The following is a 21,755-nucleotide window of genomic DNA, read 5'->3' as shown; positions in this document are numbered from 1 at the left end:
TATTAAACCTTAATTCCGCATAGCAGCTAATGTCAGAGCCAGCTCATCACGCGCTCCAATAAAGCCATCAATACCCTTTGGTAATAAATCCTGTGTCACTTTATCTTGCTGATAGGCTTGGCTGAACTCGTCATGAGTTAGGCTCACGCGTTTCATACTGTCCATCTCCATTGACATCTCAGGAGACATCTGGCGAGTAACGGTGCAATCCATCGCTGCTAATTCGTCAATCAGATTGGGAGCGATAGTTAATAAATCACAGCCAGCCAGCGCCAATATCTGCTCAGTCGAGCGAAAGCTTGCACCCATTACCTGAGTTTTATAACCATGCTGTTTATAATATTGATAAATAAGTTTGACCGATTGAACACCCATATCATCAGACGCAGGCACGTTTTGGCGGTTCTGTTGGCGTTTTTGCCAGTCTAAAATGCGACCAACGAAAGGTGATATTAAAGTCACACCAGCATCGGCACAAGCAACTGCTTGATGCTGGCCAAATAATAGGGTCAAATTACAATGAATACCTTGGGTTTCAAGATAGCGCGCCGCTTCAATACCTTGCCATGTCGCCGCCATTTTAATCAGTACCCGTTCGGAATCAACGCCCGCTCTTGCATAAGCGGCCATAAATTCTAACGCTTTATCAATCGTCGCTTGGGTATCATAAGACAAGCGCGCATCGACCTCAGTAGATACCCGTCCTTCAATTAAGCCTAGAATATTGCAACCTATCTGAATCGTTAAGGCATCAATCACCGCATCGACATCACCTTGATGGTGATTCATAGTGTCTGAGAGCATGGCTTGATTGTCAGGATGAATAAGCGCTTTGGTAATCAGGCTGGGATTAGTGGTCGCATCAATAGGTTTTAGGCGCGCAATGGCGGCAAGGTCACCGGTATCGGCGACAATAGTAGTCATAGTGCGAAGCTGCTGTAATGCGCTCATCTTATATCCTTTTTAGTCAATTAACGGTAGTGCTTATAAATAGTTCAAATTTAACATGAAACTTTAACATAGTTTCGCCTATGGATTTACTTCTAGTTTTATTCCCTTTGCGTCATTATAATAATTTTTCTTAAATACGCTATTTAGCCGATTTACGCATGGGCACTTTGCGTAGTTTTTGCTATAGTAGAGCGGTTGTGTGATTGGTTGCCATACTATCCCGTAAGCTTTACTAATAGATATAAGACAGTAGTGGCATATAACTAACAATACACCATACTGCAATGGGATAGTCTATTAGAATAATAATCGGCTTAATAATCATTATAATAATACAACACTATATTAATAAATAATAAGTTCTAAAAAAAGGATAGGCGGTATGAGTGAGCAATCATCAGAACAAAACAGTGACAACTTAAGCCAAACGACTGACGCAATAGGCGATACCACTACCGATCAAGAGTTACTGAATAAACTGCGCCAAAATATAGATACGGTAGATTGTGAAATTCAAACGCTGATTAATAATCGTGCAAAATTAGCGCAGGAAGTAGCGATAGTCAAAAAGAACCATGTTGCTGATAGCGATAATAGAGTACATTCTAATCCTATTTTTTATCGTCCTGAACGTGAAGCGCAAGTATTAAAAGCAGTAATGGCCCGTAATACGGGGCCAATCGCTGATGAAAAAATGGCGCGTCTGTTCCGTGAAATTATGTCAGTGTGCCTAGATTTAGAAGCGCCACAACGGATAGCCTTTTTAGGGCCTTTGGGTACTTTCACTCATGCGGCTGCACTTAAGCATTTTGGTAAAGCTGCCGATACCTTGCCGCTAACGACCATCACTGATGTGTTCCGTGAAGTAGAGGCAGGTACTGCAATGTATGGTGTGGTGCCAGTAGAAAACTCCTCTGAAGGTGTGGTTAATCACACTCTTGACGGATTCTTATCTTCAACCTTGAAAATTATTGGCGAAGTTGAGCTGCCTATTCATCAAAACTTTTTAGTGGCAGAGCATACTAAGCTTGATGGCCTCAGCCGTATTTATTCACATCAACAGTCATTAGCACAGTGCCGTCATTGGCTCGATGTTAATTTCCCTAATATTGAACGCGTTGCGGTATCAAGTAATGGGGAAGCCGCCCGTCGTCTGAAAAACGAATGGCATTCAGCAGCTATCGCTGGGGATGTGGCAGCTGCTGAATATGATTTGCACAAGCTCTATTCCAACATCGAAGACAATCCTAGTAATACCACACGCTTCCTTATTATCGGTCACGAAGCAATCGCGCCATCAGGTCAAGATAAGACCTCTATCGTGGTGTCAGCGCATGATAAAGCGGGTGCGCTTATCGAAATTCTAAAGCCGTTATCATATCATGGCGTGTCTATGACCAGTATTGAGACCCGTCCTGAGCGTCCTAATAAATGGGCGTATGTGTTCTTTATTGATATGGACGGTCACATTCAAGATCCAAACGTCAGCGCGGCAATTGCTGATATCCGCCCTTTGGTTAAAGATGTGCGGGTACTAGGCTCATACCCTAAAGCGGTACTATAGTTAGAGAAAATTAACCACAATAATGATAAATACCAATAATAGATGAGTAGTTACATCTAAGGATAAACCATGCATTCCTCTGAATCGACAGACTTAAGCTCAGCACAGCCAACGGTTGCTTATGACAGTATCTTAGATTTAGCACCATATCAAACGGGTAAGCCAGTTGAAGAGCTGACCCGTGAATATGGCGTCTCTGATGTGGTTAAGCTGGCGAGTAATGAGAATCCAATCGGCTGCTCACCTGCTGTGACCTTAGCGATTACTGAGCAGTTAGGACAGTTATCCCGTTATCCGGATGGCAATGGTTATTATCTCAAGCAAGGTATTGCTGAATTTACGGGTATAAAGTTGGATGGTATTACTCTTGGTAATGGCTCTAACGATTTGCTTGATATCTTGGCGCGTACCTTTGTGGGTACGGATGACGCGATAGTCTATAGCCAATATGCATTTGTAGTTTATTCAATGCTAGCGAAGATGCAAGGGGCGACGGGTATCGAAGTACCGGCGCAGCGTTTTGGTCATGACCTCGATGCCATGCGTCAGGCAGTCGAAGATAATGCTAATACCAAGATTGTCTTTATCGCCAACCCTAATAATCCAACGGGTACTCAGCTTGAACGCGCAGAATTGCGTCAGTTTGTGGCCAGTTTGCCAAGCTCAGTATTAGTGGTATTAGATGAAGCTTATACCGAATATAGCCCAGAGAGTAATAATCGGGCGTTATTAGATGAGTTCGATAACGTGGTGATTGTGCGCACCTTTTCTAAAGCTTATGGTCTGGCGGGATTGCGTATTGGTTATGCACTCAGCTCAGCACCAATAGCTGGTCTGTTAAACCGCGTTCGTCAACCGTTTAATGTCAGTCGTATTGGACTGGCTGCCGCCGCCGCTGCCCTTGCTGACCAAGACTTTATTGAAACGGTGTGCCAAACCAATCGAGAACAAATGCAGTGGTTAGAAAAGCAATTTGATACTCTTGGGCTTGGATTTATTAAGTCACATGCCAACTTTATCATGGTTGAAATCGATGATGAAGATACAGCGGCCATTAATCAGGCACTGCTTGAACAAGGTGTTATTGTACGTCCTCTCGTAGGCTATGGTTTGCCCGATTGGTTGCGGATTACGGTTGGTGTGGCTGAAGAAAATATGCGCCTGATTGATACCCTGCGCTCTATATTGACTGATGACTGAACCTATTCTTATGCTAGATAAGTTACACAAGCGTCAGCAGCAAAATCTGTTCAGCTAAATGATAAATCAGAATGCCACTTAATCAGAATAATATGCAAAAAATAAATAAAACGTCCAATAGCCAAGCGCAGGTATACCAAGCTCAACCCTTAATCAAGGCACAACCATTGTTTCAGCAGGTCTGTATTATTGGTTTAGGATTAATTGGTGCCAGCTTAGCGCAAGCAATTAAAGACAATGGCCTGAGTAAACGTTTGGTCGCGGTAGATAGGTATGCCCCAAGTTTAGAAGCGGGCATTGAGCAAGGCTTATTAGATGCTGGCGGTCTAACGCTGAGCGAAGTAATCACTGGCAGCGATTTAATCGTCATTGCCGTTCCGGTGCAAGCAGTAGAGGCAGTATTTGTTGATATCAAAGGGGTTATGAACAGCGGTCAGCTTGCTAGTGATTGCATTATTACCGATGTTTGTAGTACCAAAGGTAATATCATTGCTGCAGCCAAAGCTGTGTTTACTACTTTGCCTATTGGTTTAGTGCCTGCGCATCCGATTGCTGGTGCTGAAAACTCCGGTTATCATGCTCGGCGCGCAGAGCTATTCGTCAATCACAGCGTCATCATTTGTAAGCTGCCCACCACTAACTATATGTCGATTATCAAGCTGCGTCAGTTATGGGAAGCAGTAGGCGCGACAGTGATGGCAATGGATGCCGAGCATCACGATTCGATATTAGCGCATACCAGTCATCTACCGCATCTGCTTGCTTTTAATCTGGTGGAGCAACTGGCCAGTCATGATGATAATTTAGATATGTTTCGTTACGCTGCTGGCGGGTTTCGGGACTTTAGCCGTATCGCTGCCAGTGATCCAAAAATGTGGCATGATATATTTTTTGCCAACCAAAGCGCGATTGTAAGTGCTCTTGATGAGTACAGTGTTTGTCTACAAACGATGCGCCAGCTCATTATTGATAAAGATTCGACCGCCCTGATGGGACTTTTGGGCCGTGCGCAAGCTGCACGGCGACATTTTGGCCATATGTTAGCCAGCACCCCTTATACGGATATTTCTGCCATGTCAGCTTCTTATGTTATCTCACCAAGCACTACCGTTACTGGCACCATCGCCATTCCTGGTGACAAATCTATCTCGCACCGCAGCATTATGCTCGGCAGCCTTGCAGAGGGTGTCACTCACGTCACTGGGTTTTTGGAAGGGGAAGATGCTTTAGCAACCCTACAAGCCTTTCGTGATATGGGCGTGACTATTGAGGGACCTAATAAAGGTCGTCTTACTATTCATGGCGTTGGTATGAATGGTCTAAAACCAAGCAAAACGCCGCTATATATGGGTAACTCAGGCACTAGTATGCGTCTGTTGTCTGGTATTTTAGCGGCACAAGCATTTGATAGCGTGTTAACGGGTGATACCAGTCTTAATAAACGCCCTATGGAACGCGTTGCTGCGCCTTTGCGTCAAATGGGTGCCGTCATTCAAAGTACGGGTACTAGCGGCACATCACCCTTAAGTATTACGGGTCGTGATAATGTTGGCAAACTGCTACAGGGTATCAATTATGATATGCCAGTAGCGTCAGCACAGATTAAGTCTTGTCTGTTATTAGCAGGGTTATGGGCTGACGGCACAACGACCGTCACACAACCAGAAGTCAGCCGTGATCATACTGAGCGTATGTTATCAGCCTTTGGTTATGAGGTGACCGTTGATGGTAATCGTATCAGTGTTGAAGGTGGCGGCAAGCTAACAGGCGGTGATATTGCGGTGCCTGCCGATATCTCCTCTGCAGCATTCTTTATGGTCGCGGCGGCTATTAGTAAAGGCAGCGAGCTGACTTTAACGCAAGTGGGTGTTAACCCGACGCGTACGGGTATTATTGATATTCTTAAGCTTATGAATGCAGATATTAGCTTAAGTAATGAGACGCATGTTGGCGGTGAGCCTGTTGCTGATATCACTATTCGCAGCTCTAACTTGATGGGTATTGAGATACCAGAATCCTTAGTGCCGCTAGCGATTGACGAATTCCCAGTATTATTTATCGCAGCCAGCTGTGCGCAAGGCCGTACGGTCTTGACTGGCGCCAAAGAGCTACGCGTTAAAGAGTCGGACCGTATTGTGGTAATGGCGGAAGGGTTACAAACGCTTGGCATTGATTGTACCGTCACTGAAGATGGTCTTATCATTGAAGGCAAGGGTATTGAAGGCAACGGTACTGAAATAAATAATAGCCAGCCCATATTTGGTGGCGGTCACATTGTCTCGCACCATGACCACCGTATCGCCATGAGCTTTACCGTTGCTAGTCTACGTGCATCGCAGCAAATTACTATCGAAGGGGTTGAAACCGTCAACACCAGTTTCCCAGGTTTCGCGGAGCTTGCCAATCAAATTGGTATGGCGGTCCAAGTTGATAGTGGTATTGATAATAGTATCGATAATGCTTAGTTTTTACTAAAGAGGGGTTATAATAAGCCCTTACTTTAAATTTGTTTTTGAAATCGTTTTTAGCAATGTATGAGTGTCGCTGTTGGCATTGATACATTGCTTTTCTATTTTAATTTCACTTAATCTTTTCACCTAGTGAACTTAACACCCTTGCTATTTTTTATTGTTGAGTAAAAATGGTAAGGGTGTATTTTGCTCCAAAAAGTTGTTTTATCTTATGGCCACTCAAAACGTCGTCAAAAAGTCAGTGACACCCATCAAAACCACTAGACGTGGTATCGTTACCTCGCTAATCGCTTTTTCTATCTGGGGCACGTTCCCGCTGTATTTCAAACAACTTGCTGCTTATAATGCGACCGAAATCATTGGCCACCGTATCATTTGGACATTTTTGTGTCTATTGGTGGTGGTGGTCGTCACGAAGCGTTGGCAGTGGATTGAAATCCTTAAACAAAACCCAAGATGGATAGCATTAACCTTTATATCAGGGATAATCATTGCAACCAACTGGCTCACTTATGTGTGGGCGGTGAATCACGATCAAATCTTAGAGGCAAGCTTAGGATATTTTATCGGGCCGCTAGTAGGCGTTGCACTTTCGATGATTTTATTCAAAGAGCGCTTACGTACTTTGCAATGGGTGGCTATCGGCTTTGCATTATTATCAGTCGTTATCCAAGTAGTGATGCTCGGTAGCTTGCCGTGGATATCCTTGATACTGGCGTTTAGTTTTAGTACTTATGGTACTATTCAACGGCAAACGCCATTGACTGCCGTCGATGCAATGTTTGTTGAAACTGCGATGTTGGTGCCTATTTTTGTATGGTGGTTCTGGCAATCCGATGTTGTGAGCAGTCAGATTAGCTTTTGGTTCACTCCAAATATTTGGCTGTTAATGCTCGCGGGTCCTATTACTTTAATACCGCTATTGATGTTTAATAAGTCTACTAAGTTGGTTGCTTATAGTATTTTGAGCTTTATGAATTATCTGACGCCGACCTTTATTTTCTTCTTAGCCGTATTTTATTATAACGAGCCATTTGACTTACATCGCTTGGCGGTATTTGGCCTGATTTGGTTTGGTCTGCTATTATTTAGCATTGACTTATGGCGTCACCGTCCTAGCAAACAGCTAAAAGCGGCGCGCCTGCGTGATGAAGCATTATAAAAAATACAGTCATAAAATTTAATGAAAAAAATAATTACCAAGGATGAGATGATGTTACATACTGAGTCTGATGTAGTGTTTGTAAAAGGTTTGAAAGTAGAGGCAGTGATTGGTGTTTATGAGTGGGAGCGCGCGATTACCCAACCGTTACTGATTGATATCGCGCTTGAAACTGATATTAGTAAAGCTGCTGCATCAGATGCTGTGAATGATGCGCTGAACTATAAAGCTGTTTGCGATGATGTTAGTGCTTGGTGTAAAGAAATTAAAGCTGAGCTGCTTGAGCATTTAGCGGGGCAAATTGCGGATGGATTGTTAGCTAATTATGCTTGTCAAAAAGTAACGTTAAGTGTCGCAAAACCAACTGCTATTCAACAGGCTGATGTGGTTGGGGTACAAATTACCCGTCATGCTAAAGCTGCTGAGAAAAAGATAACGGATAATGAGCCAGTTGATAGTAAGTCGACTGATGCATAAAGGTTCACTCAATATGAATCTCGAAACGTTAAGAAAAATTGCTCCTGAAAGATTGCAACAGCAACCAGTGTTGGCGGTATTATTAGCTTTGGGTAGTAACTATCAAGCTGAATATTATTTATCACGTGTGCGTGAAGACCTACAAGAGCTTGGTAAAGTACAGCTGTCTACTGCTTTTAAAAATCCAGATTTTACGGCGACAGTAGAAACCTCAAAGCCTGATTATACCAATCAATGTGTTTATCTAAACTTAAACTCAGTAATGACTTTACAGCAGTTGCAACAGTCTTTTGAATCGTTTGAAAGTGACTGTCATAGATGTCGTCAAACGCCGCCAACAGCAATACGACAAGTGACAATGGATATTGATATTTTATTGATAAAGTTAGCTTATATTGATGAATGGATAGTAATGGCAAATCGCTATCCTTTTAAAGCGCATGAGAGCGCTGGGATAATGGAGTTAGCGGCGGGAAGTGGAGTTGATTTTTAAAGGATACGCTAAGCAAGATATCTTGCTTATATATAATTACCCATAGCTTTCTCAAAGGCGCCTTTCATGTACGAAAAAATATTGGAGTTTTGTTTCAAAGAAGCGGGCAGCTAACAATGGTTTAAGAAATATTTGGGCTTGGACAAACTGCTTAGAGAGCGTTTTACTGATGTTATTACGCAGGTCGCGCCGCAGAGTTTTATATTTGGCGCTTCAGCATTCAGGGGCGCTTAGCTGAAATTATTATATTATATCAACTCTCACATAATATTTACCGCGTTAAGTCAGACGTTTTTTCACAAAACGCCATGGTATTAGCCTTAGCGTAAGAGGCGGTGGTAGTGGGTATGTTAGCAGAATTAAAAATTTTAGAGGAACGCAAGTTTTTTCTAATATCTTATATGTATAGCAAACCAAAATTAATTCATCAATAAGCTGGACAGTTATTTAGACAATATACTAGTACCGAAATACATCGGTCTGAGATTAAGCATAAAGTCAACGTAGATCATTTTAGCCGTTATCCACACCGTAATGATGTTTTGGGCCAGGTTTCGACTATCGAAGAAATAGAGTATTTGAAGAAATCCAGTTCATCGTTTTAATAAACGTATTATGACAATATTAAAAAAGAAGCTGACAGCAGCTTCTTTTTTAAGCTTACTCTAAAGACAGTAAGCTGGTTCTTTTTTCTATAGCATATTGTTATTTCAGCTCAGCGCCTGCCTTACTCATATCACTCTGACCAATCACATCTAAATCTTCTAGACACAGCTTGTCGTATTCCTTTTTGCAAAAATTTGGGTCTATTTTGCACATAGCTTCTTGTAACTGATCGAGGCGATTCTCAGACTGTTGGATATGTTCCAGCATTTTAGCAAAAGCTTCAGCAACCGGATCTTGTGAGGATTGATCAATGCCATAGGCCTGAAATGCAGTTTCACGGGCGGAGCCTTTAGCAGTTACTTTGCTATCGTTTTTAAAGGTGTCTTGTTGATTACCTTGATCTTCAGGGCTTTTAATCGCGGCTTGCACCAGTTCTTCTTGCTGCTTAGCATCCTTTACTTCAGTAGTAATAGGATTGCCTTTTTCATCATGGTGGTCGGATATCATGCGTGCAGCACTACCAATCATGGTTGCGCCTGCTGGTACCGGCTTTACCACCACGGCATTGGAGCCAATTTTAGCGCCTTTACCGACGGTAAATGGCCCTAAGACTTTTGCGCCAGCACCGACAATAACGCCATCCTCTAGGGTTGGATGACGTTTGCCATTATTCCATGACACACCGCCAAGAGTCACGCCATGATATAAAGTGACGTCATTGCCAATCTCAGCTGTCTCGCCGATGACCACCCCGACACCGTGGTCAATAAAAAAGCGTCTACCGATTTTGGCAGCAGGGTGAATCTCAATGCTGGTAATGATGCGTGAGCCATAAGATATGACTCGAGCCGCCAACTTATGGTCATGTTGCCATAAAAAATGGGCACTACGGTGTAAGATAAGCGCATGAATACCAGGGTAGGTGAGTAGGACCTCCATACTATTGCGCGCAGCAGGATCACGGGTAAATACCGCATCAATGTCTTCTTTTAAGTCTGTTTTGATGCGGCTAAGCGATTTGAACAAGGCGGTTGGCAATGACATAAAGCGTCCTATCGTATTTTTTATTACAGTCTTTTCAGTTATAGCAGCTTTGCCTCATAAAATATAGCTATAAGTTATAAATAAAAATAGCTTGGAGATTAAGAGTAGCTTTTTATTTAAAATTGGTCATGTCTGCCCGCCATATTGCTAGATATATTCTACTATCACTGCAACGTCTAGCTGCCGCTGGTAGTATATTTCAGCAGCTCGACCACTTGCTCAGGCGTTTGCGCCCAAGCCATGGCCGCCGCGTCAACTTCTTTTAAGGGATGAATGATGTCATCGGCATGTAAGGTGATATATGGCTTACCGAGGGCTGCGCAATAGCCGGCGTCGAATGCCGCATTCCACTGCTTGTATTTATCACCAAAACGAATGATGGCGATGTCACATTTCTGTATTAGATTTTTGGTACGAATCGAATTGACCTTTGATGACTTATGGTCGCGCCAGAATGCATTCTCATCTTTACCCAGCACATCACCGGCCGCGTCACTGGCGTCATGTTCAGTCACTGCTGAGGTGAATTCAATAGGAAGATTATGCTCTTTAGCACCTTGCATAATTTTCTGGCGCCAGTCGCTGTGAATTTCTCCAGATAAATAGACCGTCCAATTCATAGTTAACTCCGTTTTAGTATTAAATGGTATGCAATTATTAGCTGCCCATTGCTTATGATAATTAAGTTATAAAAAATAATAGCGATCAAATAAGTAAGTGTAGCGTGCTGTAGTATATCAGCCCGCTGTCAATGATACAAAAAGGCCTGCGCGCTGTACGTTGTAGGTAGGCTTTAGCCTTTTAAAAGTTTAGCCAGTCCTTTAATATTTTATCTAGTCCTTTAAGATTTTAGCTATTAGGGCACTTAGCAGTTGATACTCTTTTTGGTCAAGCTGAAGTCGTGAGCCTAAACGAGACAACCGCGATGGCAGTGATTTTAGCTGTGTACTATCGGCTAAGCTGCGCTGAATCATTAAATCAGTGGTACGCTGGATGAGCTGCTGTAACTGCTGCTGGGTAATTGCAGGCTCGTCCCACTGTTGGCGCAAGTAGGTATCTAATAGATGTGGTGCTGCTGAGGTTGTTAATGCCGAGGCTATACCAGTCGATTCATCAGTATCATTCAACTTATCAATAGCTTTTTTATCCTCATCATTTTTGTTGTTGACTGCATTATGATGATTTTGTGCATAAGCAAAAATAAAGCTGCCAATCACCTGTACCGCTGAAGCAACATTAAGCACGGGATAAGCCGGATTGGCGTCAATCTGAATATGATAATCGGCATAGGCCAATTCTTCATTGGTCAGACCACGATCTTCGCGGCCAAATAAAATAGCAATATTAGTAGGGGGTCTATTGTCATCAAGCGTTTGTGTATTAGATGCTGCCTCTTGACTGATTGCTAACTGACCATCAATAAAATCAAGCATGATTTTAGCCGCTTGTGTGGGTGTCACCACCGGACGCGGCAAATGACGGCTGCGACTACTGGCGGCAAATACCAGCTGGCAGTCTGCAATCGCTGCCTCTAACGTAGGTGCAATGAGCGCTGCTGACAATAGCTCACTACCACCTGCGGCATGGGCAATACTGGTCTCATCAATCGGATGCTTTGGATTCACCACGGTTAAACGCGATAAGCCCATAGTATGCATCGCCCGCGCTGCTGAGCCAATATTGGCCGGCAAGGTGGTATTGACCATGACCACTTGTAGGCAGGATAAGTAATCAGTGACAGTGGCGGTAGAGCAGCTCATATCTTCGGTTTGTATTGCAGGCGTAGTTGATAAAAAGTCGCGGCTCATTATGGTTCCAAGCGTAAAGTAATTTCTTGTTTGACGCGCTGTAAAGCGGTAGCTGTTTGTTCAATAATATCGGCTTGTTGGCTGATTTGATGCTCGCGGCAGGCCTCTTGTAATTGATCGCCAAGGCGGACCAATTGCGTTGCGCCTAAATTAGCACTGGCACCTTTTAAGGCATGTGCGGCCTCAAAACCGTTAGCATTGTCATTATCAGCTAAAGCCATGCGTAGCGTATCGATTCGCTGTTGACTGTCGATAATATAAGTCTGTATCAAGTCGGAAAAATCCTCTTCTAGCAAGTCGCGCATGTCTTCAAACTGTTCGTTATCGATGATTTCGTCATCAATATTATTTTTGGTGAAATAAGCGTCGGTCATGATTGAGTATTCCGTCGAGTAAAAGATGTGGTAGGGGCACAGTCTATTTTGAAGTATCTTTTTCAATTAGAGCGTTATTAAACAAATCAAAGGGGTTCCAGCTAGCAAACGTTAAATATTGCACAACTAACAGAATCGCACACCAAACGCCGGCAATGTTTGCTAATCTTTGATAGATTTCCACTTTCTCATAAAAAATATTGTTTTGGTAGACTTCGCCAATATGAAAAACTGAGACCAAAACAATAACAATACTTAAAACCCAAACAACTTGTAGCAACTTAACATACACAGTCCTCAAAATAATGCTCCTAAACTATACCCTATAAAGAAAACGTTGGCGCTAATGAAAATGTTAGCTGTAATGAAAGTGTAAGTTATCTTCGCTAATTAAATTCTTCATCTGTTGTAGGTTATCGTCATTAGGATAGACGCGCCAGTGCTCGGATAAGGCAACGTTAGCGATGCCATACTCTTCATAAATGCTCAGACCTAGCGGTGTACAATTGTCATTAATTGAGGCATCGGTATTGCTAAGGGCTTGATCAGCATAGTCTGTATCCATATTCTGCTCTAACGCTAGTAAGTCATTACCCTCTTCATCATATAAGCTACCGCCGCCATTATTTATAGCATTGTTATTATAATTATCATGAGCGCTGCCACTATTCTGCTCGTTCTGATCATTGTCATACGAGAGACGCGGTGCAGGAATAATACTGGCTTGTGCTGATTTTAGCAGGGGTTGCAGCCGTGTTAATAGGTTGATGTCACTACCATGAACTTTAATGCTAATTTTCTTTAACCAACGCAGACGTGCATCGACCATACTCAAAGCATTATCAAGGCGCGCAAATAGTCGACCGTCGCGCTCACGAATACTGCCCTTGATAATCACTACTTCATCGACTTTTAATTGCTCTTTAACCCGATTAAAGCGCTCCGCATAACAGCTGACTTCTAACCTTGACGTGCCATCATCTAAGGTAATCACGTTACGATTGCCAAAATTTGCCATATCGATGATTAAGCCTGCAAAGTAGCAGCTGCCATTATAACCAGTATCGACCAATTTGTTGAGTCGCGCGCCTGAAGTATAATGCTTTAGCTCATCTAAGTATTCATTGATAGGATGTCCGGTTAAGTATAAGCCTAAGGTGTTTTTCTCAGCTTTTAAGCGATGTTTGTCACCCCAAATCAGCTCGGGAGTCATAACAAGTGGCGGCGCGGCAACCGCACCATCCATCTCGCCGAACAAATCCATCATACCAATCTCTTTATTCTGGCGGTCTTGCTCGGCCGCTTGCACTGCGCTTGGCAACTGACTCATTAGCGCGCCACGAATCTCGTATGCTTCGTCGCTTGGCAAGTCAGGCCGCAAGGTCGCGGCGAAGTCATCAAAACAGCCCGCACTTACTAATGCTTCAAGCGCCCGTTTATTGACTTTTTTAATATCGACACGGCGACAAAAGTCATATAAGTCCAAGAAATAGCCATCGCGTCGACGCGCCTCAACAATAGATTCGACCGCACTCTCACCAACGCCTTTAATCGCGCCTAAGCCATAGATGATGTTAGTTGGGGTATCTGCGACGAAGTGCCACTCACTACGGTTAACGGAAGGATTGACTACGGTTAAGTCAAAGTTTTCACGGCAGTCATTGATAAAGAACACCACGTTATCGGTGTTGTTCATATCAGACGTTAATACGGCTGCCATAAATTCAGCAGGATAATATTGTTTCAAATAAGCCGTTTGATAAGCCAGTACCCCATAAGCAGCAGAATGCGAGCGGTTAAAACCATAACCGGCAAACTTTTCCATCAAGTCAAACACGCCGCCTGAAGTGACCTCATCAATACCTTGCGTCGTAGCACCAGTAACGAAAATATCACGCTGTTTGGCCATTTCCTCCGGTTTCTTTTTACCCATCGCACGGCGGAGCATGTCAGCGCCGCCCAAGCTATAGCCGGCCATGACCTGTGATATCTGCATCACCTGTTCTTGATAGACGATAACGCCGTTAGTATTTTCTAAAATCGGCTCAAGATTAGGGTGGTCATAGATAACTTCCTCGCGCCCATGCTTACGGTCAATGTACATCTCAACCATGCCAGCATCAAGCGGACCGGGTCGATACAGCGCGCACATGGCGATGACGTCTTCAATGTTAGTGGGCTGCAACTTAGCCAAGTATTTTTTCATGCCCGAACTTTCCAGCTGAAAAACGGCAGTGGTTTTGGCATCTTGTAATAGTTTATAAGCTTTAGCATCATCAAGCGGCAAATCTTCTAATATCAGTTCCGCTACGCCTTCTTTAGCTCGGCGCTTATTAATATTTTCGACAGCTGCATTAATCACCGTTAAGTTACGTAGACCCAAAAAGTCAAACTTCACCAGCCCAACTGCTTCGACGTCATCCTTATCAAACTGGCTCACCCGATGGCCATCATCATCACAATAAATAGCACTAAAATCCGTGATTTTATGCGGAGCAATCAGTACGCCGCCGGCATGTTTACCGACGTTACGGCAAATACCTTCAAGCTTAATCGCCATCTCCCAAATCTCAATGGCATCCTCATAATCCATATTATCAGGATTAGAGATTAAGTCTTTAAGCTGCGGTTCTTGCTCAAGTGCTTGATTGAGTGTCATTCCTGGAGTCTTGGGTATCAGCTTCGACATTTTGCTGGCAAGAAAATATGATTTACTTTGTGCTCGCGCCACATCACGCACAACGGCTTTTGCTGCCATCGTACCAAAGGTAATAATTTGTGATACCGCTTCACGACCATATGTTTGGGCGACATAGTCAATAACGCGGTCACGACCGTCAATACAGAAGTCAATATCAAAATCGGGCATGGATACCCGCTCAGGATTCAAAAAGCGCTCAAATAATAAATCATAATGAATAGGATCAAGATCCGTAATATTCAGCGCATAAGCGACGAGGGAGCCAGCACCGGAACCACGACCGGGACCGACTGGTACGCCATTGGCTTTTGCCCAGCGAATAAAGTCCATCACAATTAAAAAGTAACCAGGGAAACCCATTGATAAAATAACTTTTAGTTCATACTCCAAACGCTCATCGTATCTTCGACGGATATCGTTCCAATTATTACTGCGTGCCTCAACTGGGAAGAGTTTTTCTAGACGATGTTCAAGCCCGCGCTGCGATTCTAAGCGAAAGAATGATTCGGTTGTCTCGCCTTCAGGCACTGGAAACTCAGGCAACACATTAATACCCAGAGTCAAGGTCACATTACAGCGGGTAGCCAGCCGTATGGTGTTGTCAATGACTTGAGGGATATCCGCAAATAACTGCTGCATCTGCGTCTGGGTTTTTAGATACTGCTCATCAGAGTAATTTTGCGGGCGATTGAGGTCAGCAAGAACATACGAGCCAGCAATACAGACGCGTGCTTCATGGGCATCGAAGTCGTCTTGCTCTAAAAATCGCACATCATTATGAGCAATAATAGGAATATTGTATTTAGCACCCGCATGAATAGCCGTTTTGATAAAGGCATCTTCACCGGCACGATTGGTACGTTTAATCGCAAAATATAAGCGGTCATCAAACTGTCCCTGCCATTCGAGAAGTAGCTCATCCGCCTTTTCTGGCATCGAGCTAACCAGAGCTTGACCCACATCTGACTTTTCGGTAAACAGCACAATAACGCCAGCGGCATGCTCAAGAATGTGGCTACGCTTAACGATAGGGACGCCATGATTGGCAACCTCTGCGCGCCCTTCGGTAAACCCCAGTGACACGATACGGGTGATGTTTTGATAGCCCTCATTATTCATGGCCAGTAGCACTAAGCGCGAGTCTTCATTATCCATGATGACTTCACTGCCAATAATCGGCTTAATGCCCGCACCTAGGCAGGCACGATAAAACTTAACCGTGGCGTATAGATTAGATAAATCGGTCAAAGCTAAAGCGCGCTGATTGTCAGCCGCTGCCGCTTTGACTAACGGCTTGATACGTACGATAGAATCGGTAATCGAATATTCGCTGTGAATGCCAAGGTGTACAAATGCCATAAAAGACTCTTACTGATGCAAGCAAAAAGGAGAATACGCTGATAGTTTTTTTAAATAAAAGGAAAGATTTATAGTTATTAAAATTTAAATAAAATATTATAAATCAATAACCTATAATAGTATGTAAACAAAAATAAGGCATTAACAGCCCTAGATCGCACTCTTTATCTCAGCCAGTAATAATAGCATTATTTCATCTTAACAGCCACTGATTCAGCGGCGTATACTTACAACCAGTATAAATAATAGAGTCAAAAATCGTATAAAACTGCAGTTATTATCAGCCTTATTATGAGCGCATCGCCACAATGACAAGAATCATCCACACCATACTAATAGCGCGGCTAGCCGTTGAGTAGCCTTGTCTAAGGGTGAACCATGCAAAAATAAGAGGTACTAAAAAAATGCCAATACCTAGCAGAATGCTGACTTGCCTTTGTTCAGTAGCAGAATTAGAATTAGTATCGATATTGTATGTTGAGGGAGGAGGCGGTCGAGTCGGATGCTTGTTTTGGGAAAGCGCTTGTGGTGGTTGGCGCTTTGACTCACTATGTGATTTATAAGAAGAATAAGACAGTCCACTACCAGGAATGCCAACGGTTCCGCGCGTACCTTTTTTGCCGACGTTGACAGTGGCGCCGCGTTTGCCTACTGAGAGGCTGGAAACCCCTTTTTTGGTCAGATTAATACGTACACCGGGTGCAAGCTTGATACTTTTTCTAAATCGAAAGCTCATGTCTGTTTTTCACCTATTCAAGGTTGGATATTTTTATTCTTCGTATTGTTACTTAATCATATGCAGTATAGCCTTGGGCTATTGCTTTGCAACCCTCGAATATTGTTTTTGATATTCTTTGGATACATGGGTTGTTAGATAGGCATATGGATAGATAATAAAAATTATTTAATAGCCGAGACGGTTTTTTGATTGATTTTGATTAAATGCTATGGTTTTTTATATTTACTAAAATCTAAAGAGTTTTGAAGTTTAATGTTTGGAGCAAGGTATGTTTCTTATTCGTGAAGCAAGGCAAGAAGATTATATAGATATTGCTAACATTCACTTCATTAGTTGGAATGCTGCTTATTTGGCGCTTTTACCTAAGTCATATATCAATAAAGAAAATAGTTTGGCTAAGAGAAAGGAGGTGTGGCAGGAGGTGATAGCTCATCCTAATGTCAGTGTGTGGATGGCCTGCGATAGTAGTGATAATGATGATGACAATAATAAGCAAAATTACGTAGGGTTTATTGGGTATTTTAGTAAGGGTAATGATTATGAAATTACTACCTTATATGTGCTTCCTGAGTGTCATAACTTAGGTATCGGTACTCAGTTGATGAGGCAAGCTTTGACTACTATATTGAAAAGTACTCATAATCCTAGCCTATGCTTATGGGTACTAAAAGATAATATCTCCGCTATTAACTTTTATAAAAAGCACGGTTTTATAGCTAGCGGAGAGAGTAGTGAAGAGTTATATGAGGAGATTAAAATAGTAGATATTAAGATGACAAGAAGTATTGATACTATAAAAAAGTACTGTTCATAAAAACTCTCCATAACTAAGCCCTCGTTCTATTAAGGTAACGAGGGCTTAGTTAGCTAGACGCTATAATTGCAGTAACACATTATTTACCGAGTATGGCTTAGCAGTGCACCTACCATTATGTATCTGTAATTATGCACTCACAACTCACATTACTGTGGATCTAACAATTCAATCCAATGCTTCACTGGTACTGGTGATTTGCTGCCTAAGTGCATCTGGCAACCAACATTAGCGGTTACTATTTGTTCTGGATTACCAACGGTTAAGTCCGCTAACTTATTAGTGAGTAATTGCTGGCTCATCTCTGGCTGGAGTATTGAGTAGGTTCCAGCAGAGCCACAACATAAGTGTCCATTCTGCGTGCGGGTCAGCTCAACACCAGCTTGCTGCAGAAGTTGTTCAACTAGACCACCCAATTGCTGAGCATGTTGCAAGGAACACGGGCAGTGTACCGCTGTTTTGCGACCCAATCCTTGCAGCTGTAGCTGGCTTAAGTCTTCTTTAAATAATACCTCACCAATATCCTTTGCAAGCTCACTAACCCGTTTTGCTTTGGCGGCATAAGCAGTATCTTTACTGAGTTTTTCACCATAATCTTTGACCATTGAGCCACAACCAGAGGCACTAATAACAATAGCTTCTACTCCTGCTTCAATATGAGGCCACCACGCATCGATATTACGGCGCATAAATTCTAGCCCTTCCTCATGTGCAGAAAGATGATAACTTACAGCGCCGCAGCATCCTGCTTCAGGCGCTGTGAACAAGCTAATGCCTAATTTATCAAGCACGCGCGCTGCTACAATATTGGTGTTCGGAGTGGCGGCAGGTTGGGCACAGCCTGCTAGTACCAACATCCGACGCGTATGCTGTTGAGCTGGCATAGCGAGTTTGACCTGTTTAATGGGCACCACAGCTTTTAGACTGCCAGGCAATACTGGTCGCACTGACTGCCCTAAACGTAACAACGCTCCGAAGCGGCGTGAGTAAGGTAAGACTTTACGTATCAACCATCGTAGTAGCTTTTGCTGAAAAGGGCGTTCTAGCTGAACTTCCATAATGCCGCGGCCGATTTCAGCCAAGCGGCCATACTGTACTCCAGATGGACAAGTGGTCTCGCAGCTACGACAGGTCAGACAACGGTCTAAATGAGTCTGAGTTTTTTCACTGACATCCCCAGTTTCTAACATTTGCTTAATTAAATAAATACGTCCGCGTGGACCATCGCGTTCATCACCCAGCTCTTGATAAGTGGGACAAGTCGCATTACAAAATCCACAGTGTACACAGCTACGCAAAATAGAATCGGCTTCTTCAATTTCTGGATGCTCTAGATATTTCACATTAATTTGGGTACGCATGATGTCTTCCTATTCCATTCGGCTATTAAATCTAGCGATTACATCCAGCTATAAAGACGACCGGGGTTAAAAACTCCGCTTGGATCGAATGCCTGCTTGAGCCGCTGATGAAGTTTACGCAGCGCATCAGGCTGTGTGTGAAAAACGTCTTGTAGTCGATCGCCACCACGATAAAGGCTTACTTGTCCACCTGCGCTCTCAGCCAAGGCTTCTAATTCATCAGTTGCAAAGTCACCGCGTAGCCAACGTTGGCTACCACCCCAGTCAATGAGCCAACTCTCTTCTGGTAATAAATGTCCAGCATTACTATTGACTGAAAACCGCCATAAAGGGGCGTTCTTGTCAGCAAAGTAATCCAATTGTTGCTCACGTAACTGTGCCCATAAATCATCGCCATCTTTTAATACCGTGCCTTGCCACTGGGTAACTGTACTGTCTACCGCACTACGCGCACCTTCTAATCGCAAATAAAGATGATTATCAAACCAACAAGCAGCGGTTAAGGGCTTAGCTTGTCCAGCCAAACGATTCATCTCTGCAATGGCTTGTGCCGCATTCATTTCTTGCTTAAGCGTTATGGTTGCAGCAGGTTTGGGCATTATTTTTAGACTGACCTCGCTAATGATACCCAGGGTACCCATCGCGCCAGCCTGCATGCGTGATACATCATATCCTGCCACGTTTTTCATCACTTGACCGCCAAAGCGTAGCTCTTCTGCGCGGCCATTAATCAAGCGAATACCTAGGACGTGATCTCTTATCGAACCATTCCACGGTCGACCTGGTCCCGATAAATGGCTTGCTAAAGTACCACCCAAAGTTGCGCGTCCATCAAATAGTGGCGGCTCAAACGCCAATCTTTGATGGTGTTCAGCTAAAGCGGCGTTGATCTCAATTAACGGTGTACCTGCTCGAGCAGTAAGCACCAGTTCAATCGGCTCATAGCTGACAATACCGCTATGCTTGGCAATACTAATGGGTTCACCTTCAGACTGCCGACCCATAAAATCCTTACTACCACCACCAACTATTTTTAATTTTTTGCCATAAGCGCTGGCCTGTTTAACTTGTTCGATCAGCTCATGACTTATATCGGTATCACTCATGCTAGCTCTCCCTGTGATTGATGCTGATGCGCTGACTCGACTTTACTCCTATCGAGTGCACGATATTCTTGACAGTTTTTAAGCACAGGAATGCCTTTACCCGGATTCAGTGTGCCAATAGGGTCGAATGCATGTTTAATAGCGTGAAACTGGATTAATTCTTGCTCGTTAAACTGCACCCTCATTTGCCGAATCTTTTCTATGCCGACGCCATGTTCACCGGTGATACAACCGCCTACTTCCACACATAGCTCTAAGATACGACCGCCAAACTCTTCGGTTTTTTCAAAATCACCAGCCACATTGGCATCAAATAAGATTAACGGATGCAAATTACCATCACCGGCATGAAACACATTGGCAACTCGTAAACCGTAGTGTTCTGACATTTTTTCCATTTCAGTCAGTACATGAGCAAGTTGGCTACGAGGAATGGTGCCATCCATACAATAGTAGTCCGCTGATATCCTACCTACGGCTGGAAACGCTGACTTACGGCCTTTCCATAATAAAGCACGTTCCGCCTCGCTCTGAGATACTCGAGTTGAGGTGGCACCCAGCTGAATGAAAAGTTGCTCGACTTCCGCAATCTGTTCTTGAACCTCAGCTGCGCTACCATCCAGTTCGCATAACAGCAGTGCCTTAGCATCGGTAGGATAGCCGGCATGAACAAAAGCCTCGGCAGCTATAATAGCTAGGCTGTCCATCATCTCAAGCCCAGCAGGAATAATCCCTTTGGCAATCACGTCACCTACTGCGTCACCTGCCGTTTGTACGTTATCAAAAGCAGCCATAATTACCTGTGCTTTTTCAGGGCTAGGTAAAAGTTTGACTGTCACCTCAGTAACTATGCCTAGCAACCCTTCAGAACCAGTAATCAAGGCCATTAGATCAAAGCCGTTACTATCCAATCCTTCGCTGCCTATGCTAATCAAATCGCCTTCAACGGTCACCATTTCTACTTTCAATAAGTTATGTACCGTTAATCCATATTTAAGGCAGTGCACGCCCCCAGAGTTTTCTGCGACATTGCCGCCTATGGTACACGCAATCTGCGAGGAGGGATCTGGACCGTAATACAAGCCATAAATACTCGCCGCTTCACTAATGGCTAAGTTACGGACGCCTGGTTGTAAACGTGCGCTACGGGCTAAAGGGTCAATATCAAGAATATACTTAAAACGCGATAATACTAACAATACACCATCAGGATTGGGCATAGCCCCTGCACAAAGACCAGTGCCGGCACCACGGGCTACCACAGGAATCTGATAGCGATAGCAAATCCGCATTACTTCTTGAACTTGCTCAACGGTATCTGGTAGCACCACTATCAGCGGCATATCGCAATACACAGACAAGCCATCACACTCAAAAGGCCGCTGAGTTTCTTCATCACTGATCACATACTCAGGCTCAATAAAGGCACGAAACATCTGCACTAATGCGGCTTTATCGGGGCTTTTAATCTGATTCATAACGCTGCTCTCCCTAGCTCGTATTTATTGTCAATACGAAAATAATG

Annotated in this window: 19 protein-coding genes and 1 pseudogene; 9 read left to right on the top strand and 11 right to left on the bottom strand. The window is 43.5% G+C overall.

Features of this window, described 5'->3' with window-relative positions:
• Window positions 1-9: 9 nt before the first annotated feature.
• Window positions 10-951: a transaldolase gene (locus ES754_RS02695; protein ID WP_147221811.1), complete on the bottom strand. Its 942-nt coding sequence runs from the start codon at window positions 949-951 to the stop codon at window positions 10-12.
• Between the two features lie 382 nt (window positions 952-1,333).
• Here ES754_RS02695 and pheA point away from each other — a divergent pair, with 382 nt between their 5' ends.
• The 8 genes and pseudogenes from pheA to ES754_RS12470 all read left to right on the top strand — a co-directional run bounded on the left by pheA (window position 1,334) and on the right by ES754_RS12470 (window position 8,923).
• Complete coding sequence (gene pheA / locus ES754_RS02690) at window positions 1,334-2,515, top strand: prephenate dehydratase (RefSeq protein WP_147221809.1); 1,182 nt, start codon at window positions 1,334-1,336, stop codon at window positions 2,513-2,515.
• Between the two features lie 69 nt (window positions 2,516-2,584).
• Window positions 2,585-3,715 (top strand): histidinol-phosphate transaminase, encoded by a 1,131-nt coding sequence (gene hisC, locus ES754_RS02685; RefSeq protein ID WP_147221807.1) that lies wholly within the window; start codon window positions 2,585-2,587, stop codon window positions 3,713-3,715.
• Window positions 3,716-3,807: 92 nt separating this feature from the next.
• Entirely contained in the window at window positions 3,808-6,180 is a 2,373-nt protein-coding gene (locus ES754_RS02680) for a bifunctional prephenate dehydrogenase/3-phosphoshikimate 1-carboxyvinyltransferase (RefSeq protein WP_147221805.1), read from the top strand.
• A gap of 217 nt (window positions 6,181-6,397) precedes the next feature.
• Window positions 6,398-7,348: an EamA family transporter RarD gene (gene rarD, locus ES754_RS02675; protein ID WP_147221803.1), complete on the top strand. Its 951-nt coding sequence runs from the start codon at window positions 6,398-6,400 to the stop codon at window positions 7,346-7,348.
• 48 nt (window positions 7,349-7,396) lie between these two features.
• Complete coding sequence (folB, locus tag ES754_RS02670) at window positions 7,397-7,825, top strand: dihydroneopterin aldolase (RefSeq protein ID WP_420825329.1); 429 nt, start codon at window positions 7,397-7,399, stop codon at window positions 7,823-7,825.
• Between the two features lie 13 nt (window positions 7,826-7,838).
• Window positions 7,839-8,318, top strand: coding sequence for a 2-amino-4-hydroxy-6-hydroxymethyldihydropteridine diphosphokinase (locus tag ES754_RS02665; RefSeq protein ID WP_227677737.1), 480 nt, complete (start codon window positions 7,839-7,841; stop codon window positions 8,316-8,318).
• Window positions 8,319-8,515: 197 nt separating this feature from the next.
• Window positions 8,516-8,647 (top strand): annotated as a pseudogene (locus tag ES754_RS12475) (DUF924 family protein); the annotation flags it as partial.
• Window positions 8,648-8,788: 141 nt separating this feature from the next.
• The gene (locus ES754_RS12470; RefSeq protein ID WP_147223222.1) at window positions 8,789-8,923 is read left to right on the top strand and encodes a DUF924 family protein; all 135 of its coding nucleotides are present in this window, start codon (window positions 8,789-8,791) and stop codon (window positions 8,921-8,923) included.
• Between the two features lie 100 nt (window positions 8,924-9,023).
• Here the strand turns inward: ES754_RS12470 and cysE are convergent, their stop codons facing one another.
• The 7 genes from cysE to ES754_RS12465 form a co-directional block, all read right to left on the bottom strand.
• On the bottom strand, window positions 9,024-9,968 hold the full coding sequence (cysE, locus tag ES754_RS02650; RefSeq protein WP_147221801.1) for a serine O-acetyltransferase: 945 nt from the start codon (window positions 9,966-9,968) through the stop codon (window positions 9,024-9,026).
• A gap of 176 nt (window positions 9,969-10,144) precedes the next feature.
• Complete coding sequence (locus tag ES754_RS02645; RefSeq protein WP_147221799.1) at window positions 10,145-10,588, bottom strand: YtoQ family protein; 444 nt, start codon at window positions 10,586-10,588, stop codon at window positions 10,145-10,147.
• Between the two features lie 213 nt (window positions 10,589-10,801).
• Entirely contained in the window at window positions 10,802-11,728 is a 927-nt protein-coding gene (locus ES754_RS02640) for an RNA methyltransferase (protein ID WP_147223220.1), read from the bottom strand.
• A 47-nt stretch (window positions 11,729-11,775) separates the two neighbouring features.
• Window positions 11,776-12,150 carry an Hpt domain-containing protein gene (locus ES754_RS02635; protein WP_147221797.1) on the bottom strand — a complete coding sequence of 125 codons (375 nt, stop codon included), beginning with the start codon at window positions 12,148-12,150 and terminating at the stop codon, window positions 11,776-11,778.
• A gap of 43 nt (window positions 12,151-12,193) precedes the next feature.
• Window positions 12,194-12,451 carry a hypothetical protein gene (locus ES754_RS02630; protein ID WP_147221795.1) on the bottom strand — a complete coding sequence of 86 codons (258 nt, stop codon included), beginning with the start codon at window positions 12,449-12,451 and terminating at the stop codon, window positions 12,194-12,196.
• Window positions 12,452-12,505: 54 nt separating this feature from the next.
• Window positions 12,506-16,210, bottom strand: coding sequence for a DNA polymerase III subunit alpha (dnaE, locus tag ES754_RS02625; protein ID WP_147221793.1), 3,705 nt, complete (start codon window positions 16,208-16,210; stop codon window positions 12,506-12,508).
• Window positions 16,211-16,499: 289 nt separating this feature from the next.
• A complete protein-coding gene (locus ES754_RS12465) occupies window positions 16,500-16,946 on the bottom strand; it encodes a DUF4236 domain-containing protein (RefSeq protein ID WP_147221791.1) in 447 nt (148 codons plus the stop codon).
• Between the two features lie 271 nt (window positions 16,947-17,217).
• Between ES754_RS12465 and ES754_RS02615 the strand changes: the two genes are divergently transcribed.
• Entirely contained in the window at window positions 17,218-17,763 is a 546-nt protein-coding gene (locus ES754_RS02615) for a GNAT family N-acetyltransferase (protein ID WP_147221789.1), read from the top strand.
• Between the two features lie 149 nt (window positions 17,764-17,912).
• On the opposite strand, the gene glcF is transcribed toward ES754_RS02615, so the two are convergent.
• Genes glcF through ES754_RS02600 form a run of 3 tightly spaced genes read right to left on the bottom strand, consistent with a single transcriptional unit; the run spans window position 17,913 to window position 21,708 of the window.
• Window positions 17,913-19,124: a glycolate oxidase subunit GlcF gene (gene glcF / locus ES754_RS02610; RefSeq protein ID WP_147221787.1), complete on the bottom strand. Its 1,212-nt coding sequence runs from the start codon at window positions 19,122-19,124 to the stop codon at window positions 17,913-17,915.
• 38 nt (window positions 19,125-19,162) lie between these two features.
• Window positions 19,163-20,230 carry a glycolate oxidase subunit GlcE gene (glcE, locus tag ES754_RS02605; protein ID WP_147221785.1) on the bottom strand — a complete coding sequence of 356 codons (1,068 nt, stop codon included), beginning with the start codon at window positions 20,228-20,230 and terminating at the stop codon, window positions 19,163-19,165.
• Window positions 20,227-21,708, bottom strand: a complete 1,482-nt coding sequence (locus ES754_RS02600; protein WP_147221783.1) for an FAD-linked oxidase C-terminal domain-containing protein — start codon at window positions 21,706-21,708, stop codon at window positions 20,227-20,229. Before ES754_RS02600 ends, glcE begins: the two co-directional genes overlap by 4 nt.
• Window positions 21,709-21,755 lie beyond the last annotated feature (47 nt).

It is taken from the genome of Psychrobacter frigidicola, from assembly GCF_007997305.1.
In the GTDB taxonomy this organism is placed as follows: Bacteria; Pseudomonadota; Gammaproteobacteria; order Pseudomonadales; family Moraxellaceae; genus Psychrobacter; species Psychrobacter frigidicola.
Note: the sequence above shows the minus strand (reverse complement) of the source record. Positions and strands in the feature narration are given on the sequence as shown.

Excerpts from the sequence above, each read along its gene's own strand:
- ES754_RS02695 (WP_147221811.1), bottom strand. The coding sequence starts at position 951 with ATGAGCGCATTACAGCAGCTTCGCACTATGACTACTATTGTCGCCGAT.
- pheA (WP_147221809.1), top strand. The coding sequence starts at position 1,334 with ATGAGTGAGCAATCATCAGAACAAAACAGTGACAACTTAAGCCAAACG.
- hisC (WP_147221807.1), top strand. The coding sequence starts at position 2,585 with ATGCATTCCTCTGAATCGACAGACTTAAGCTCAGCACAGCCAACGGTT.
- ES754_RS02680 (WP_147221805.1), top strand. The coding sequence starts at position 3,808 with ATGCAAAAAATAAATAAAACGTCCAATAGCCAAGCGCAGGTATACCAA.
- rarD (WP_147221803.1), top strand. The coding sequence starts at position 6,398 with ATGGCCACTCAAAACGTCGTCAAAAAGTCAGTGACACCCATCAAAACC.
- folB (WP_420825329.1), top strand. The coding sequence starts at position 7,397 with ATGATGTTACATACTGAGTCTGATGTAGTGTTTGTAAAAGGTTTGAAA.
- ES754_RS02665 (WP_227677737.1), top strand. The coding sequence starts at position 7,839 with ATGAATCTCGAAACGTTAAGAAAAATTGCTCCTGAAAGATTGCAACAG.
- cysE (WP_147221801.1), bottom strand. The coding sequence starts at position 9,968 with ATGTCATTGCCAACCGCCTTGTTCAAATCGCTTAGCCGCATCAAAACA.
- ES754_RS02645 (WP_147221799.1), bottom strand. The coding sequence starts at position 10,588 with ATGAATTGGACGGTCTATTTATCTGGAGAAATTCACAGCGACTGGCGC.
- ES754_RS02640 (WP_147223220.1), bottom strand. The coding sequence starts at position 11,728 with ATGAGCTGCTCTACCGCCACTGTCACTGATTACTTATCCTGCCTACAA.
- ES754_RS02635 (WP_147221797.1), bottom strand. The coding sequence starts at position 12,150 with ATGACCGACGCTTATTTCACCAAAAATAATATTGATGACGAAATCATC.
- dnaE (WP_147221793.1), bottom strand. The coding sequence starts at position 16,210 with ATGGCATTTGTACACCTTGGCATTCACAGCGAATATTCGATTACCGAT.
- ES754_RS12465 (WP_147221791.1), bottom strand. The coding sequence starts at position 16,946 with ATGAGCTTTCGATTTAGAAAAAGTATCAAGCTTGCACCCGGTGTACGT.
- ES754_RS02615 (WP_147221789.1), top strand. The coding sequence starts at position 17,218 with ATGTTTCTTATTCGTGAAGCAAGGCAAGAAGATTATATAGATATTGCT.
- glcF (WP_147221787.1), bottom strand. The coding sequence starts at position 19,124 with ATGCGTACCCAAATTAATGTGAAATATCTAGAGCATCCAGAAATTGAA.
- glcE (WP_147221785.1), bottom strand. The coding sequence starts at position 20,230 with ATGAGTGATACCGATATAAGTCATGAGCTGATCGAACAAGTTAAACAG.
- ES754_RS02600 (WP_147221783.1), bottom strand. The coding sequence starts at position 21,708 with ATGAATCAGATTAAAAGCCCCGATAAAGCCGCATTAGTGCAGATGTTT.